This window comes from Serratia sp. YC16 (assembly GCF_009707615.1).
Lineage (GTDB): Bacteria > Pseudomonadota > Gammaproteobacteria > Enterobacterales > Enterobacteriaceae > Serratia > Serratia surfactantfaciens.
Genome location: NZ_WLYN01000001.1, coordinates 294,821 through 309,373 on the forward strand (window position 1 = coordinate 294,821; position 14,553 = coordinate 309,373).

At 59.1% G+C, this 14,553-nt stretch carries 14 protein-coding genes and 1 riboswitch; of the genes, 5 read left to right on the forward strand and 9 right to left on the reverse strand.

Translation table 11 applies throughout. The features are described 5' to 3' along the window. Positions 1-30: 30 nt before the first annotated feature. Entirely contained in the window at positions 31-108 is a 78-nt protein-coding gene (gene pqqA / locus GKN89_RS01425) for a pyrroloquinoline quinone precursor peptide PqqA (protein ID WP_004937827.1), read from the reverse strand. Between the two features lie 117 nt (positions 109-225). Then, positions 226-1,275, reverse strand: a complete 1,050-nt coding sequence (locus GKN89_RS01430) for a dipeptidase (protein ID WP_154746199.1) — start codon at positions 1,273-1,275, stop codon at positions 226-228. 263 nt (positions 1,276-1,538) lie between these two features. On the opposite strand from GKN89_RS01430, the gene GKN89_RS01435 reads away from it, so the two are divergent. Then, positions 1,539-2,006 carry an SLATT domain-containing protein gene (locus GKN89_RS01435; RefSeq protein ID WP_154746200.1) on the forward strand — a complete coding sequence of 156 codons (468 nt, stop codon included), beginning with the start codon at positions 1,539-1,541 and terminating at the stop codon, positions 2,004-2,006. Between the two features lie 27 nt (positions 2,007-2,033). On the opposite strand, the gene GKN89_RS01440 is transcribed toward GKN89_RS01435, so the two are convergent. From GKN89_RS01440 to GKN89_RS01455, 4 genes are all read right to left on the reverse strand, one after another. Next, on the reverse strand, positions 2,034-2,945 hold the full coding sequence (locus tag GKN89_RS01440; protein ID WP_154746201.1) for a LysR family transcriptional regulator: 912 nt from the start codon (positions 2,943-2,945) through the stop codon (positions 2,034-2,036). Positions 2,946-3,091: 146 nt separating this feature from the next. Then, positions 3,092-4,561 (reverse strand): aspartate aminotransferase family protein, encoded by a 1,470-nt coding sequence (locus GKN89_RS01445; RefSeq protein ID WP_154746202.1) that lies wholly within the window; start codon positions 4,559-4,561, stop codon positions 3,092-3,094. An 18-nt stretch (positions 4,562-4,579) separates the two neighbouring features. Further along, positions 4,580-5,962, reverse strand: a complete 1,383-nt coding sequence (locus GKN89_RS01450; protein WP_071891993.1) for a diaminobutyrate--2-oxoglutarate transaminase — start codon at positions 5,960-5,962, stop codon at positions 4,580-4,582. Positions 5,963-6,556: 594 nt separating this feature from the next. Continuing rightward, positions 6,557-7,777 carry an NADH:flavin oxidoreductase/NADH oxidase family protein gene (locus GKN89_RS01455; RefSeq protein WP_154746203.1) on the reverse strand — a complete coding sequence of 407 codons (1,221 nt, stop codon included), beginning with the start codon at positions 7,775-7,777 and terminating at the stop codon, positions 6,557-6,559. A 72-nt stretch (positions 7,778-7,849) separates the two neighbouring features. Between GKN89_RS01455 and GKN89_RS01460 the strand changes: the two genes are divergently transcribed. Further along, on the forward strand, positions 7,850-8,257 hold the full coding sequence (locus GKN89_RS01460) for a MerR family transcriptional regulator (protein ID WP_154746204.1): 408 nt from the start codon (positions 7,850-7,852) through the stop codon (positions 8,255-8,257). On the opposite strand, the gene eno is transcribed toward GKN89_RS01460, so the two are convergent. From eno to GKN89_RS01475, 3 genes are read right to left on the reverse strand one after another with little or no spacing between them, the layout of a single operon-like run. Further along, positions 8,254-9,537 (reverse strand): phosphopyruvate hydratase, encoded by a 1,284-nt coding sequence (gene eno, locus GKN89_RS01465; RefSeq protein ID WP_154746205.1) that lies wholly within the window; start codon positions 9,535-9,537, stop codon positions 8,254-8,256. The genes GKN89_RS01460 and eno overlap by 4 nt on opposite strands. Positions 9,538-9,554: 17 nt before the next feature. Next, positions 9,555-9,983, reverse strand: coding sequence for a hypothetical protein (locus GKN89_RS01470; protein ID WP_063919460.1), 429 nt, complete (start codon positions 9,981-9,983; stop codon positions 9,555-9,557). Positions 9,984-9,986: 3 nt separating this feature from the next. After that, positions 9,987-10,952, reverse strand: a complete 966-nt coding sequence (locus tag GKN89_RS01475; protein WP_154746206.1) for a DHHA2 domain-containing protein — start codon at positions 10,950-10,952, stop codon at positions 9,987-9,989. 40 nt (positions 10,953-10,992) lie between these two features. Continuing rightward, a riboswitch (Fluoride riboswitch) is annotated at positions 10,993-11,067 on the reverse strand. 181 nt (positions 11,068-11,248) lie between these two features. On the opposite strand from GKN89_RS01475, the gene GKN89_RS01480 reads away from it, so the two are divergent. The 3 genes from GKN89_RS01480 (at position 11,249) to GKN89_RS01490 (ending at position 14,510) form a co-directional block, all read left to right on the forward strand. Further along, positions 11,249-13,129 (forward strand): PAS domain S-box protein, encoded by a 1,881-nt coding sequence (locus GKN89_RS01480; RefSeq protein WP_154746207.1) that lies wholly within the window; start codon positions 11,249-11,251, stop codon positions 13,127-13,129. 71 nt (positions 13,130-13,200) lie between these two features. Then, positions 13,201-14,049 (forward strand): AraC family transcriptional regulator, encoded by an 849-nt coding sequence (locus GKN89_RS01485; protein ID WP_154746208.1) that lies wholly within the window; start codon positions 13,201-13,203, stop codon positions 14,047-14,049. Positions 14,050-14,102: 53 nt separating this feature from the next. Then, positions 14,103-14,510: a DUF2000 domain-containing protein gene (locus GKN89_RS01490; RefSeq protein WP_019455349.1), complete on the forward strand. Its 408-nt coding sequence runs from the start codon at positions 14,103-14,105 to the stop codon at positions 14,508-14,510. The last annotated feature ends 43 nt before the right edge of the window (positions 14,511-14,553 follow it).

Below are 14,553 nucleotides of genomic sequence, written 5' to 3' on the forward strand. Positions count from 1 at the left end.
TGCCCGCGCGAAAGGCGGGCAGACGGGCGATTAACGGTTGGAAATGTACAGTGTCACTTCCAGCCCCAGACGCAGGTCAACAAACTCAGGTTTAGTCCAGGTAGTCATAGCGGTACTCCTTTGCATGCATCGTGATAGTTCGAAGCCAATGAGAAAGATTCGCATTAGGCTGGTCCAATGTTGACGAAATGTGACGTTGATCGCAACCTTTAAAGCGTAACCGGGTTATTCACCCCAGGTGGCGGAGAGTACGCTCAGCCAGTTGCGCCAGGTCAGCTTTTCCAGCAGCCGGTTATCGAACCCGGCCTGCGCCAGCGCTTGCGTCAGGCGCGGCAGGCCGCCGACGTCCTCCAACGGTTGCGGTACGTTGACCCCGTCAAAATCAGAACCAAATCCCACGCGATCTTCACCAAGTTTAGCGATCAAATACTCAACGTGTTTAACAATTTCTGTGAAGTCAGTCGTTGCACTGTCACGCTTTCCGTCCGCCCGTAGAAAGGCGGTGCCGAAATTGACGCCGACCATCCCGCCGCTGTGAGCGATGGCGTCCAGCTGCGCGTCGGTCAGGTTGCGCGGCTGCGGGCAGAGGGCATGGGCGTTGGAGTGGGTGGCGACCAGCGGGGCGCGGCTCAACGCGGCGGTTTGCCAGAAGGTTTTCTCATTCATGTGCGAGACGTCGATCATGATGCGGCGGCGGTTGCAGGCACGGATCAGCGCCTCGCCGGCCGGCGTCAGGCCGGGGCCGGTATCGGGTGATCCGGGGAACGGCCCGCTGACGCCGGTACCGAAGGCGTTCGGCAGATTCCAGAACGGCCCGATGCTGCGCACGCCCAGCCGGTAGAAGGCTTCCAGCTGCGTCAGCTCCGCATCGATCATACCCGCGCCTTCGATATGCAGCACCACAGCGATTTGCCGGTTGAAACGGCACTGTTCTATTTCGGAGGCGGTGCGGCAGATGCGCAGCCGCCCCTGAGAGGCCTGTTCCAGCTGATACATGATAGCTATCTGCCGTTCGGCAATTGCCAGCGGATCGAAGGCGGCCTGCGCCGCGTCCAGCGTTTGGTTGCGTATCTGGGCGATATAGCTGACCGGGGGAATAAACACCGCGAACAGCCCGCCGCAGAATCCGCCGCGCCGCATGCGGGAAAAATCGAGGTGGCCTGGCGTAACGCGGGAATAAAAGGCGGCGACCGGATCGTCGTCGTGCTGCAACCACAGGTTGAGCAGCAGATCGTTATGGCCGTCGAACACCGGCCAGAGAGGGGGAAGCGTCATGGGCGTTTCACTGAATCAGGCATCATGAACGCTATGTTGTATTATTGCGCAATACCTGGCAAGTTTTCACATTATTCAATTAAGTAAAACACTTATAAAATAACAGATAATGGAGGTGGGCGCTTGACGTCAATTTTACTTTTGGCAAAATAAATTTTAGCCTAAAGCGCTTATTATAAGCGGAAATCTTTGCACGCATTCCATTTTTATTGGAATAATTTCTTATTGTTATTTTATCTACCGCAGCTTATTTGGAGTGAATTGTGAGCGATTCTGGGATTGAGAAATATAAGGACATGGATGCTTTGATGGCGGATTGGTACACAAGATTATGCAATGCTCAAACGGGGCACTATGTGTGTTCGGAAAGGTTGTATCAGAGAGCTGATTATACAGGCTATTTATTGATTTTTAGCTCAACGATTGTGACGTCATGTTTTTTTCTGCAGGCCGAAGGTGGGTTAAAACTCACGCTATTTTTCATCAGCGTGCTGTCAGCGGCATTGTCGGGCATCGTGTCGTTCGGCCGCTTTGCTGAGAAAGCCGAGTTGCATCGTTCGGCCGCGAGCTGTTATGGGAAATTAAGACGGCAGCTCGAGAACCTCCGTTCAAAAAAATCAGGGCTGCAAGATGATGACATGATTTCAAAATTGAAAGTATTGCGTATTGAGTGGGAGTATATATCTGAGAACTCACCACTGACACCTAAGTCAGCATTAGTGCGAAACTGATTAAGGTCTTATTGTTCGGCATGCATTTTATTGATCTGCTCTCTGGCGGCAGACGGCCAACACCAGCTGCCGCAGCCAGCGGTGATCCGCCTCGGCCTCCAGGCGCGGGTGCCACATTTGCGAGACGGTGATAGGCGGCGTTTTTACCGGCAGTTCGAACATGCGCAGCGGGCCGTCGGCCGGTTGGGCCTGCAAAAAGGAAGCGGGCAGCAGCGCCAGCAGGTTCGAGGCCTGCGCCACCGCCAGCGCGGCCGGAAAGCTCGGCACCACGGCGGCGATATGGCGCGCCAGCCCCAGCTCCGCCAACGCGGCGTCTACCGGCCCGAGGATACGCCCGCTGCGCGAGGCCACCACGTGGCCACAGGCGGCGTAGTCGGCGGCGCCGATCTCCGGCTGTTGCGCCAGCGGGTGTGATGTTCTCATCACGCCGACAAAGCGATCGCGAAACAGCGCCTGCAGGCGGATTTCCGGGCCCATCTCGCCCAGCACGCCAATCTCCAGATCGATCCGGCCTTCGCGCAGGGGGCGGTCGCTCTTCTCCGGCTTGGGCGCAAAGCGCAGTCGCACCCGCGGCGCCTGTTCGGCGGCGGCGGCGATCAGCGCCGGGCCGAAGGCCTCGACGAAACCATCGTTGGCGCGCAGCGTGAAGGTGCGATCGAGCATGGCGGGGTTCAGCTCGCCTGGCGCCGGCCGCAGCACCGCACGGGCCTCGAATGTCGCGTTTCGCGCCCGCTCGCGCAGCGTCTCGGCATAGGGCGTCAGCACCATATGGCGGCCGGCGCGCACCAGCAAGGGATCGCCGGTGGTCGTGCGCAGTCGGCTGAGGGTGCGGCTCATCGCCGAGGCGCTTAAACCGAGGCGGCGTGCCGCGCCTGCCACGCTGCCCGTCGTCAGCAGCGCATCGAGGGCGATCAGCAGGTTAAAGTCAGGGTCGGTCATGCGTGCGTATCCTGTCGTGCTGAACATGGGAGAAGACGTTTGATGCAGTATATCAGCGTAAGCGCTGCGTCACTTGCTATCTGATGGGCGATAAAAAAGCCGATAACCTGGGCAGTTATCGGCTTTTAATGCGCAGTGGCGGAGGGTTACGCCGACAGCTGCTGTGCGGTTTTCTCGACCAGCGCCAGCAACAGCTTGATGTCTTCCAGCGTGACGATCGGGTTCAGCAACGTCATCTTCAGGCAAGTCACGCCATCGGACTCGGTTACGCCGACGTTGGCGCGGCCTGATTCCAGCAGGGCGTCACCGATGCGCTGGTTGAACAACGCGACGGCCGCGTCGCCCTTCGCCGCCAGCTGCGCAGGGCGGTAGCGGAACAGCACGCTGGCCAGCTGCGGCTGCATCACCAGTTCCAGCGACTCCTGATCGGCGATGTAACGCGCCACCTGTTGTGCCAGCGTGACGCCATGATCGATGATCTCGGCGTATTGCTTCTGCCCCAGCGCTTCCAGCCCCATCCACAGCTTCAACGCATCGAAGCGGCGGGTGGTTTGCAGCGATTTGGAAACCAGGTTCGGCACACCTTGCGCCTCGTCGAACTCGGAGTTCAGGTAAGCCGCCTGGTAACGCATCAGCTCATAATGGCGCGCGTCTTTCAGCAGGAAGGCGCCGCAGCTGATGGTCTGGAAGAACTGCTTGTGGAAGTCTAGGGTGATGGAATCCACCAGCTCCAGGCCGTCCAGGTAGTGGCGATACTGCTCGGAGAGCAGCAGCGCGCCGCCCCAGGCCGCATCCACGTGTACCCAGATCTGCTGCTCTGCCGCCAGCCGCGCGATTTCGCGCAGCGGGTCGATCGCGCCGGCGTCGGTGGTGCCGGCGGTGGCGACAATCGCCATCACCTGCTCACCGTTGGCTTTAGCTAGCGCCAGTTTTTCCGCCAGATCGTTCACGTCCATGCGGGCGAAGCGATCGGTTTTCACCAAGGTGACTGACTGATAGCCGAGGCCCATCAGCGCCATGTTCTTCTGCACCGAGAAGTGGGCGTTTTCAGAGCAGAACACCTTCAGCTTGCGCAGATCGCCCACCAGGCCGTCCTGCTGCACGGAGTGGCCCTGACGCGCAAAGAACGCGTCGCGCGCCAGCATCAGCCCCATCAGGTTGCTTTGCGTGCCGCCGCTGGTGAACACCCCGGCGTCGCCGGACGAGTAACCGACCTGGTCGCGCAGCCACTCGATCAGCTTCATTTCGATCAGCGTGGCCGACGGGCTCTGATCCCAGGAGTCCATGCTCTGGTTGGTGGCGTTGATCAGCACTTCGGCGGCCTGGCTTATCACCAGGCTCGGGCAGTGCAGGTGCGCCACGCACTGCGGGTGGTGCACCGACAGGCTGTCTTTCAAAAAGTACTCGATGGCGCGCTCGATCGCCGCCTGGTTGCCCAGGCCTTGCGGGGTGAAGTCGAGCTTGATGCGCTCGCGCAGTTCGGCAACGCTTTTGCCCTGATACATCTCGGGTTGCTGCAGCCACTGCACGACGGCTTCACTGCTTTGCGCGATCGCCTGGCGATAAGCCTCGGCGCTGTGCGCCGAGGAAGCCAGAATCGGGTTTAACTTGGACATCGCGGTCATTCGCTCCAATCAGACTGGCTTGACGCCGGCGGCCAACAGCGCCTGCTCAAATTTATCCAGGAAAATACCCAGCTCATCATTGGTGATCAGCAGTGAAGGCAGCAGACGCAGCACGCAGCCGTTACGCCCACCGCGCTCCAGGATCAAACCGGATTCGAAGCATTTTTTCTGCAGCAGCGCAGACAGCTCGCCGTCGGCCGGGTAGCAGCCCATGTGATCCTGCACTTCGTTCGGCTTGACGATCTCGATGCCGATCATCAGGCCAAGACCGCGGACGTGACCGATCACCGGATAACGTTTCTGCAGATCCGCCAGTTTGCCTTTCAGCCATTCGCCCTGAGCGGCCACTTTGTCGGCGACCTTGTGCTCTTTCAGGTATTGCAGGGTGGTCAGGCCGGTGGCCATCGCCAACTGGTTGCCGCGGAAGGTGCCGGTGTGGTGACCCGGTTCCCAGGCGTCGAACTCTTTCTTGATGCCCAGCACCGCGAGCGGCAGGCCGCCGCCGACCGCTTTCGACATCACGATGATGTCCGGCTCGATGCCTGCGTGTTCGAAGGCGAACAGCTTGCCCGTACGGGCGAAACCGGCCTGAACTTCGTCGATGATCAGCAGAATGCCGTGTTCACGCGTCACTTTGCGGATGCGCTGCAGCCACTCGGCCGGCGCCGGGTTAACGCCGCCTTCGCCCTGAACGGCTTCCAGGATCACCGCCGCCGGCTTACGCACGCCGCTTTCCACGTCGTTGATCAGGTTGTCGAAGTAGTAGGTCAGCGCTTTGACGCCGGCTTCGCCGCCGATGCCCAGCGGGCAACGGTATTCATGCGGATAAGGCATGAATTGCACTTCCGGCATCATGCCGTTGATCGCCGCTTTCGGCGACAGGTTGCCGGTGACCGACAGCGCGCCGTGGGTCATGCCATGATAGCCGCCGGAGAAGCTGATCACGCCGGAGCGGCCGGTGTGCTTTTTCGCCAGCTTCAGCGCGGCTTCAACCGCATCGGCGCCGGACGGGCCGCAGAACTGCAGGCAATACTCTTTGCCTTCGCCCGGCAACAGAGAAAGCAGGTAATCGGAGAAACGATCTTTTAACGGGGTCGTGAGATCGAGAGTATGTAACGGCAAGCCGCTGGTAATGACATTTTGGATGCTTTGCAGGACGTCGGGGTGATTATGTCCAAGAGCCAACGTTCCCGCCCCGGCCAGGCAATCAAGATATTGATTATTCTCAACATCAGTGATCCAAACGCCCTGGGCTTTCGCAATTGCCAACGGCAATTTGCGCGGATAACTCCTAACATTCGACTCAAATTCGGCTTGGCGCGCCAAATAGGTTTCATTGTTTCCGTTTAATGAGTTTGCAACTAAAGTATCAATACGGACTTTATCCGTCATCATATCTCTCCTACAACCGAAGGTCTCAACACGCTACGATTGAATTAATGAATTAGAAAAGTAACTGCCTTGTGAAAAGCGCGACCAATATATGGCTTTTTCGCCTGGGACTCAATAGCCGATTTTGTTTTGAATTGTTTAGTTTTTTCTTAGGCTCATCAATATGTTGTTGATTTATTGACCGTTGGTTTTGCCGGCAAAAAACAACATATTGTTAACATGGCGTGAAAAACCGTTCCGCCGCCAACCTGACGGTTTCTTTAATGCATTTATAATTAAGGTAAATTTCCGGCTAATAACATAAATAGAAAATAGCGGCTTATTTTTACCTATTCACCACCTTAAGTCCTATAGCGTTTATATACACAAAAATTGTGATGAATATAAATGGCCAACCGTTAAAATCGCAGCATCCAGATTGGTGATTTCTCTCAGATTTCACGTAGCGCGATCAAAAAAGCGTGATTTTTACGCAGCGCCGGCCAATTGGCCGGCGCCGTTGTTGTTAACGTTGCCGTAACCAGGCGTGGTAGCGCTGCAGGATGCGGCNGTGATTTTTACGCAGCGCCGGCCTATTGGCCGGCGCCGTTGTTGTTAACGTTGCCGTAACCAGGCGTGGTAGCGCTGCAGGATGCGGCGGGTGCGCCACCGATCGACGATCAGCGTGAACAGCGGGGAGTAGCGCACGCTGCGTGGCCGATTGTCACTCAGCGCCCGCATGCGGCGTTTGACCAACGCCATGCGGGCGAGCGCCGCCATCGTTTTATTTCGCCAGGTAACCGGCGCGGGCAACGCATGAGGGGCGGCGCCGGTTTGCCAGCGCCGCGGCAGATCGGGCACTTCCGCCATGGCGGTGGCGATGCCGGCCACCGCGACGCCGCTGTCCAGCACCTGTTGCGCCACCGACGGGCGGGCGATGCCACCGGTGGTCATCACCGGCATGCGGGCCACGGCAGCGAGATCGCGGGCGAAGGTCAGAAAATAGGCTTCGCGCGCCAGGGTGCGGCCGTCCGCCGTTTCGCCTTGCATCGCCGGGCTTTCATAGCTACCGCCGGACAGTTCGATCAAATCGACCGGCAGATCGTTCAACATCAACACGACCTGCCGGGCATCGTCTGCGGAAAACCCGCCGCGCTGAAAATCGGCGGAGTTCAGTTTGACCGCTACGCAAAAGCCCGGTGAAACCCGCGTGCGCACCGCGCGCACCACCTCCAGCAACAGGCGGGCGCGGTTTGCCAGTTCGCCGCCCCAGCGGTCGCTGCGCTGGTTGGTCAGCGGCGACAGAAATTGAGAAATCAGGTAGCCGTGCGCCGCGTGGATCTCAACGCCGGTAAAGCCGGCCTGTTCGGCGGCGTGTGCGCTGGCGGCGAAGCGCGCGATGACCTCGGCGATCTGCGCTTCATTCATGGCCTGCGGCTGGGCGAACAGTTTGCTGTGCTTGCCCATCGCCAGTGGGATAGCGGAGGGCGCCCACGCGTTGCCACCCATGTTCGCCATCACCTGACGCCCCGGGTGGTTGAGCTGCATCCACACCTGCGCGCCGCCCTGGCGCGCGGCCTTGGCCCAGGTTTCGAACGGCGCAAGCGGCGTATCCTGTTCCAGCACCACGCCACCGGGGCCGGTCATGGCACGGCCGTCGATCATCACGTTGCCGGTGATGATCAAACCGGCGCCGCCCTCGGCCCAATAGCGATATAAACGCCACAGCGCGAGGCCGGGCAGTTGGTTCCGGTCGGCCAGATTCTCTTCCATCGCCGCTTTAGCCAGACGGTTGGTCAAGCGGCTGCCGTTGGGCAAAGTCAGTGGGGTAAACATCGGGTTTGCGCTCCTGTCGCAAGGGGAATGGCGTTATACTAGGTTTAAAGTTAACTTTAAGGTCAATAGGGCATGAAGATCGGAGAATTGGCGGAGCGCGTCGGGATGGCCACCTCGGCGATACGTTACTACGAGCAGCAGGGGCTGTTGCCGAAAGCGGTGCGTGGCGTCAACGGCTACCGGGTGTATAGCGAAAGCGCGCTGGAGCGGCTGCACCTGATCCAAATCGGCCAGAATCTGGGGTTTTCGCTGCAGGCGATTCGCGGGGTATTGGCGCTGCAGGGCAGTGCTTATGAGGAGGGGCTGATACAGGGCGTCGATGCCCGTTTGGCGGAAATCGAACGGATGATGGCGACGCTGAATGAGCAGCGAGAAGCGTTGCTGGCGACCCGGCTGACCTTGTTGCAGTCCGGCGTGGCCTGGCTGTGCCGCGCAAAAGATGAAAAGCGGGCCGGCGCGTTGCCGGCCTGCAAATCTTAACGCCGTTTGAAGGCCGATCGGCCGGCATACTCGGCGACGGCACCAAGCTGATCTTCGATGCGCATCAGCTGATTGTATTTTTCGATGCGTTCGCCGCGGCTCGGCGCGCCGGTTTTCAGATGGCCGGCTCGCATCGCGACCGTCATATCGGCGATAAAGCTGTCGACGGTTTCGCCGCTGCGGTGCGAGATAAAGGTGCCCCAGCCGTTCGCCTGGCAAAGCTGCACGGCGGCGAAGGTTTCGCTCAGCGTGCCAATCTGGTTCAGCTTGATCAGCGCCGCGTTGGCCAGGCGTTCATCAATCCCGCGCTGGATGTATTTGACGTTGGTGACGAACAGATCGTCGCCGACCAGCTCCACCTGATCGCCCAGGGCGTCGCTGAGCAGACGCCAGCCGGCCCAATCGTCCTCGGCCAAGCCGTCTTCAATCAGCACGATGGGGAAGTCCTGCACCAACCGTTGGTAATAGGCCGTCATTTGGGCGGCGTCCAGCTCAAGGTTCTCGCTGCGCAGACGGTATTTGCCGTTGGCGTAGAATTCACTCGAGGCCGGATCCATGCAAATGGCGATATCTTCTCCCGGCCGGTAACCGGCTTTTTCTATCGCCTGCACGATCAGCTCCAACGGTTGCCGGTTAGAGGCGACCGCCGGCGCGAAACCGCCTTCGTCACCGACGCCGACCGACAGGCCTTTGTCCAATAGAATTTGGCGCAGTGTCTGATAGACTTCGCTGCCCCAGCGCACGGCCTCGCGCAGCGACGGCGCGCCCAAGGGGGCTATCATAAACTCCTGAAAATCCGCCCCTTGCCAGCGGGCATGCACGCCGCCGTTGATGATATTCATGCAGGGCACCGGCAGCAGGTTGGCGCCGATGCCGCCCAGATAACGATACAGCGGCAGCTGCGACAACTGCGCCGCCAGGCGGGCGGCGGCCAGAGAAACGCCGAGCAGGGCGTTGGCGCCCAGGCGGCTTTTGTTCTCGCTGCCGTCCAGCGCGATCAGCCGGCGGTCTATCTCCTGTTGTTGGCGCACATCCACCCCGCGCAGCGCCTCATTGATCGCCGTTTTGACGCTTTGCACCGCTTCCAGCACGCCTTTGCCGCCGAAACGGCGCGGATCGCCGTCGCGATGTTCCACCGCCTCGCGCGAACCGGTGCTGGCCCCGGAAGGCACAGAAGCTCGTGCCACGGCGCCTGCCGCGCTCATTTCGACTTCGACAGTCGGGTTGCCGCGCGAATCCAGGATCTCTCTGGCGGTTACGCTTTCAATCTCATAGCTCATGGGGAGTCACCTCGTTTCTAGGGAGTGGGAACGTGTTTTATCAGCACGTCGATGGACAAGTGGTTAATAAACTCGAAGCCGAAGGAGGCATAGACGCCAAACGGACGGTTCTGGTGGCCGAGCAGCAGCAGATCGACGCCTTCACGAGCAATCAGAGCCTCGACGTCTTTGAAGCGATGGATGCTGACGATCGACCGCACCTCCAGCGGGACTGCGCTGTCCTCCACCAGACGGCTGAGCATAGCTTTGGCGGCGATCACCTCGCTGGACTGACGATCTTTGGTCAGCGAATCGCTGAGGTAATCCAGTTCGGCGTAGTCGGCGCTGATGTGCGCCACGGTAATGCGCGTATTCATCTGTTGATTAAGGCGTTCGGCATGGCGCAACAACAGCCGGCCGTCGCGTTCGTCCTGCACCAGCAGTAAAGCGTGTTGGTAGAGTGGCATGACTTATCTCCCTGCGTTAGCAATCTGGCGGGTTAACCACGGTAAAACCTCTTTTTTCCGGCTCGTCATGCCGGGCAGTGATACCTGACGGGCGTCGAGCACCCGGTTCGACGAAAAGTAAAGGGTGGAGCGGCCAAGCGTGATGTCGGTAACCAGCAGTGCGGCCATCTCCAGCCCGGCCTCCTGCTTCGCGTGTTCAAGCGCCTGTTGCAGCGCGGGCAGCAGCGGCTCGATGTCGCTCATTGCCCGCACTTCGATCTGCGACAGCAGCAGCGAGACGCTCTGGATGCGGTAATGCTTGGCGTCACGGTGCAGCAACTGCGGCGCGGATTGCCCCGAAAGGTCGGTCTTGGCGGCGATCAGGCCGGCGGTGAAGGCGTCATAGTCGACGTGAGCAATTGCGCTTAACCGTTCGGCGGCCAACCGATCCAGCTCGGTGGTGGTCGGGGCGCTGAGCGCGACGGTATCGCTCAGGATAGCGCCCAGCAGCAGCGTGGCCTGGGCGGCGGAAAGCGGCATCGGCCTTTCCACCGTCAGGATTTGCAGAATGACGGTGGCGCAGCAGCCGACGGCGCGGATCCAGACATCGGGCGGGTTGCGGGTGATCAACGTGCCCAGCCGGTGATGATCGATAACGCCGACCACGTCGCTGTGCGGCAATGAGGCCGGGCCTTGCTCGGCGTCGGTAAAATCGACCAGCCAGACTTGACGATCGCGGAGATCGTCTTGCAGCAGCGGGGGGGCTTGCACGCCGGCGGCGGCCAGGATGTAGCGAGTTTCAGGCGTCAGCTCGCCGAGGCGGAAAGCCACGGCCGGCTTGCCGAGATGATTGAGCCAGTCGGCGACCACCAGCGAGCTGCAGATGCTGTCGCTGTCGGGATTTTTATGGCCGAAAACGTACAGGGGCCTCTCGCGCTCGACGGCATCGGGCTGGGAGGGAAGACGGGTAAAACATGACATTTGATCCATAGCGACTCCTGACATACCTGCCTAAAAAATAAAGCGAAGTTGTATATCAGGCGTCATCATCCGGTTCGAGGGAACCGGCGGTTGGGAAAGGTGGAACACCATCACCTTGCGAATGACTGTAGCGCAGCGCGGCGGCAAACGCAACGCCCGGCAAAGCTGGCGAGAATGCGCAATCGGATTGATACTGAGTGAGTCCATGATGGGCAAGGATATTTACCGCTTAACCGGCGGATACGCTGAACTGACTCACGCCGGCCGGATGCGCCGGATCTGTCTGAGACCCAATGGGAGACAACATGCTCGAACCCTGCTTCCCCGAAAACGAAGCCGAACGCCTGTCGGTATTGAATTCGCTGAACGTGCTGGATTCGAACTCGGTGGAAAAACTGGATCGTATTACACGGCTGGCGGCGAAATATTTCGGCGTCACCATTGCGCTGGTGTCACTGATCGACCGGGATCGCCAATGGTTTCTATCGCGCTACGGTCTGGATGCCCGGGAAACGCCGCGCAATATCTCGTTTTGCGGCCATGCCATCTTGCAACGTGAAGCGCTGGTGGTGCCCGACACCGCCAACGATCCGCGATTTTTCGATAACCCGCTGGTGATCGGCGGGCCGCGAATCGGCTTTTACGTTGGGCAGCCGCTGTTGTCGCTCGACGGTTTGCCGCTCGGTACCCTGTGCATTATCGACAGCCAGCCGCAGCCGTTTTCCCAGGAACAGGTGGCCGACCTGCACGATTTCGCTGCCGTGGTCGAGGAGTACCTGCAGAGCATTGAACGCCACGTCTATACCGAAAACCTGAAGTCCAACCTGCAGCGCTCGGAAGCCTTGTTCGAACAGACCTTCGCCCAGGCGGCGGTGGGGATGGCGCTGGTCTCGCTGCAGGGATACTGGCTGCGGGTCAATCCGCGCATCTGCGAAATGCTGCACTATTCTGAGCGCGAACTGATGGATCGCACCTTTCAGGACATTACCTATCCGCTCGATCTCAATACCGACCTGGAAAAACTGCAGCAGCTGCTGAGAAACGAGATCAGTACCTATTCACTGGAGAAACGCTATTTTCGCGCCGATGGTTCGATCGTATGGGTGCAGCTGACGGTGGCGTTAAACCGGCTGCCGAACGGTAAACCGGATCATTTCATCTCGGTTATCGTCGATATCAGCGAGCGCAAGGCGGCAGAGGCCGATCTGTTTGCGCTACAGCACGAGCTGGAACAACGCGTTGAAATTCGCACGCGCGAGCTTAACGTCGTGGTCAAGAAGCTCAACGAGGAGATTGAGACTCGGGTGCTTGCCGAATACCAGCTCAGCACGGAGAAGGAGCGCCTGCGCGCTATCACTGACAACATGCCGGCCTTAATCAGCCAAATCGACGCTAATGAACGCTACCTGTTTGCCAACAGCGCCTATAAAACCTGGTTTGGCCTGGAAGAGAGCCGCCTCAGGGGGATGACGGTGCGCGATTTTATGGGGGAGAACGTTTATCAGATAGCGAAACCGATGATAGACAGAGCGTTGGTGGGGGAAATGGTGAGCTTCGAAAATGAGCTCCAGACCCAACGGGGCCTGTTGATGATCCACACCACGCTGGTGCCGTGTGACGCTCAGGGGTTTTACATTCTTTCCATGGACATTACCGAGTTGAAACGCCTGCAGCAACGGCTGGAGTACGATGCCACACACGACATGCTGACCGGGTTGACCAATCGCCGCGCCTTTCTGCGTCGGTTGTCCGGCACATTGCAGGCCTGTTGCGAACAGCGGCAGATGGCGCTGGTATTCATCGATCTCGATGGTTTTAAAGCCCTCAATGACAACCATGGCCATGACTTCGGCGATCTGATCCTGAAGACGTTCGCCAGGTTGCTCAGCGCCTGCGCCGGCGAACGCCATAGCGTTTCGCGCCTGGCCGGCGACGAGTTCACGGTGATCCTGTGGCCGTTGGCGGATCCGCGGCGCGAGGTCAGCGAGTTTTGTGAAAACGTGTTGGCGCGCCTGGCCGATATTTCGCAGATCGGGCCGCAGACCGTGAGCCTGTCCGCCAGCCTGGGTGCAGCGATTTCCTCGCACAATGACGTGACGGAGGAGATGCTGTTGGCCCGTGCCGACGGCGCGATGTATCAGGCGAAATTGGCCGGAAAGGGTACTTACGCCATCTGCGAGTTGTGAACGTGAAATGATGACCGTCTCGAGGTAAGCTGTTTGTTCTTTTCCTGTGGCCAGTACTCCGGATTTATTGCATGGCGTCAAATCATCAACATGAAGACTGGTTGGAACTGCGGCGTGATGACGAGACCGGCATTGAGAGCGTTAACGCCCACTTTCAGGGGCATGCCTACGATCCTCACGATCATGATGAAATGCTGGTGGGCGTTACGCAGCAGGGCTTGCAGCGTTTCAATTGCCACCGCTCGCTGCATACCAGCCGGCCGGGGCGCGCCATACTGATCGAGCCGGGTGCGGTGCACGATGGTCATGCGCCGCAGGCCGAAGGGTTTACCTATGCGATGCTCTATTTGCCCCAGCATTGGGTATCCGCGGCGATGAACCGCCGCGGATTGGGCGACGCCTCGGTATTGGAAGGCGCGTTCCACAGCACGCTGACGGAGGATCCGATTCTGGCGTCCGCGATTCAGCAGGCCTTTTTTGCCCTTCATCATGGTGAAGGGCGGCTGGCGCGCGATCAGAGCCTGGACCATCTACTGACGCTTTTGGCGCGGCATATTCGCGTCATATCGAGTCCCCAATGCGATGACGCTATGATTGAGATGAATCGTCTACGGGACTATCTGCATGCGCATATGGCGGATAATCCCAGTCTGGATGACCTGGCGCTTCAGTGTGGTCTGGACCGTTTCCGTCTGACTCGTCAATTTACTCGGGCTTTCGGCCAGTCGCCGCATGCTTATTTGGTTCGGTTGAGGCTGCGAGCCGCGCGGTTGTTGCTGGCGCAGGGGAAAGAACCGGCGCAGGTCGCCATGCAGGTGGGATTTGCCGATCAGAGCCATTTGGGCCGCTGGTTCCAGCGTGCCTATCGTTTATCGCCGGCGGCTTATCAGCGCCAGTGCACAAACGTTCTATACCGCTGACTCGCCGATCTTCGATGATGTGCTTTTAAGAGCACAACGGAGTAGAGCGAAATATGTTTGATACCAAGATAGCGTTTATCGTGCGTGACGATCTGCAGACCTGGCAGCGGTTGAATGTGGTGGCCTTTCTGGCGACGGGCATCGCCGCCGCCGCTCCGGAAATCATCGGCGAGTGCTACGTGGATGCGCAAGGCAGACGCTACGGTGGCATTTCTGGGCAGCCGATGCTGATTTTTGCCGCAGATCTGCCGGGTTTGCAAAATGTGCATCGCAAAGGGCTGGAGCGGGAATTGACGCTGATCCCCTATGTGCACGCCATGTTTTCGACCGGACACGATGAAGCCAACCGACAGGTTTTTCTCGCTGAGGACGCGGATAATCTGGATTTGGTTGGGTTGGCGCTACGCGGGCCAAAAAAAGCAGTGGACAAAGCGATCAAAGGGTTAGCGCTTCACGGGTGAAATGCCACTATGGCGGCATTCTCGGCACGCTAATATAAATAAA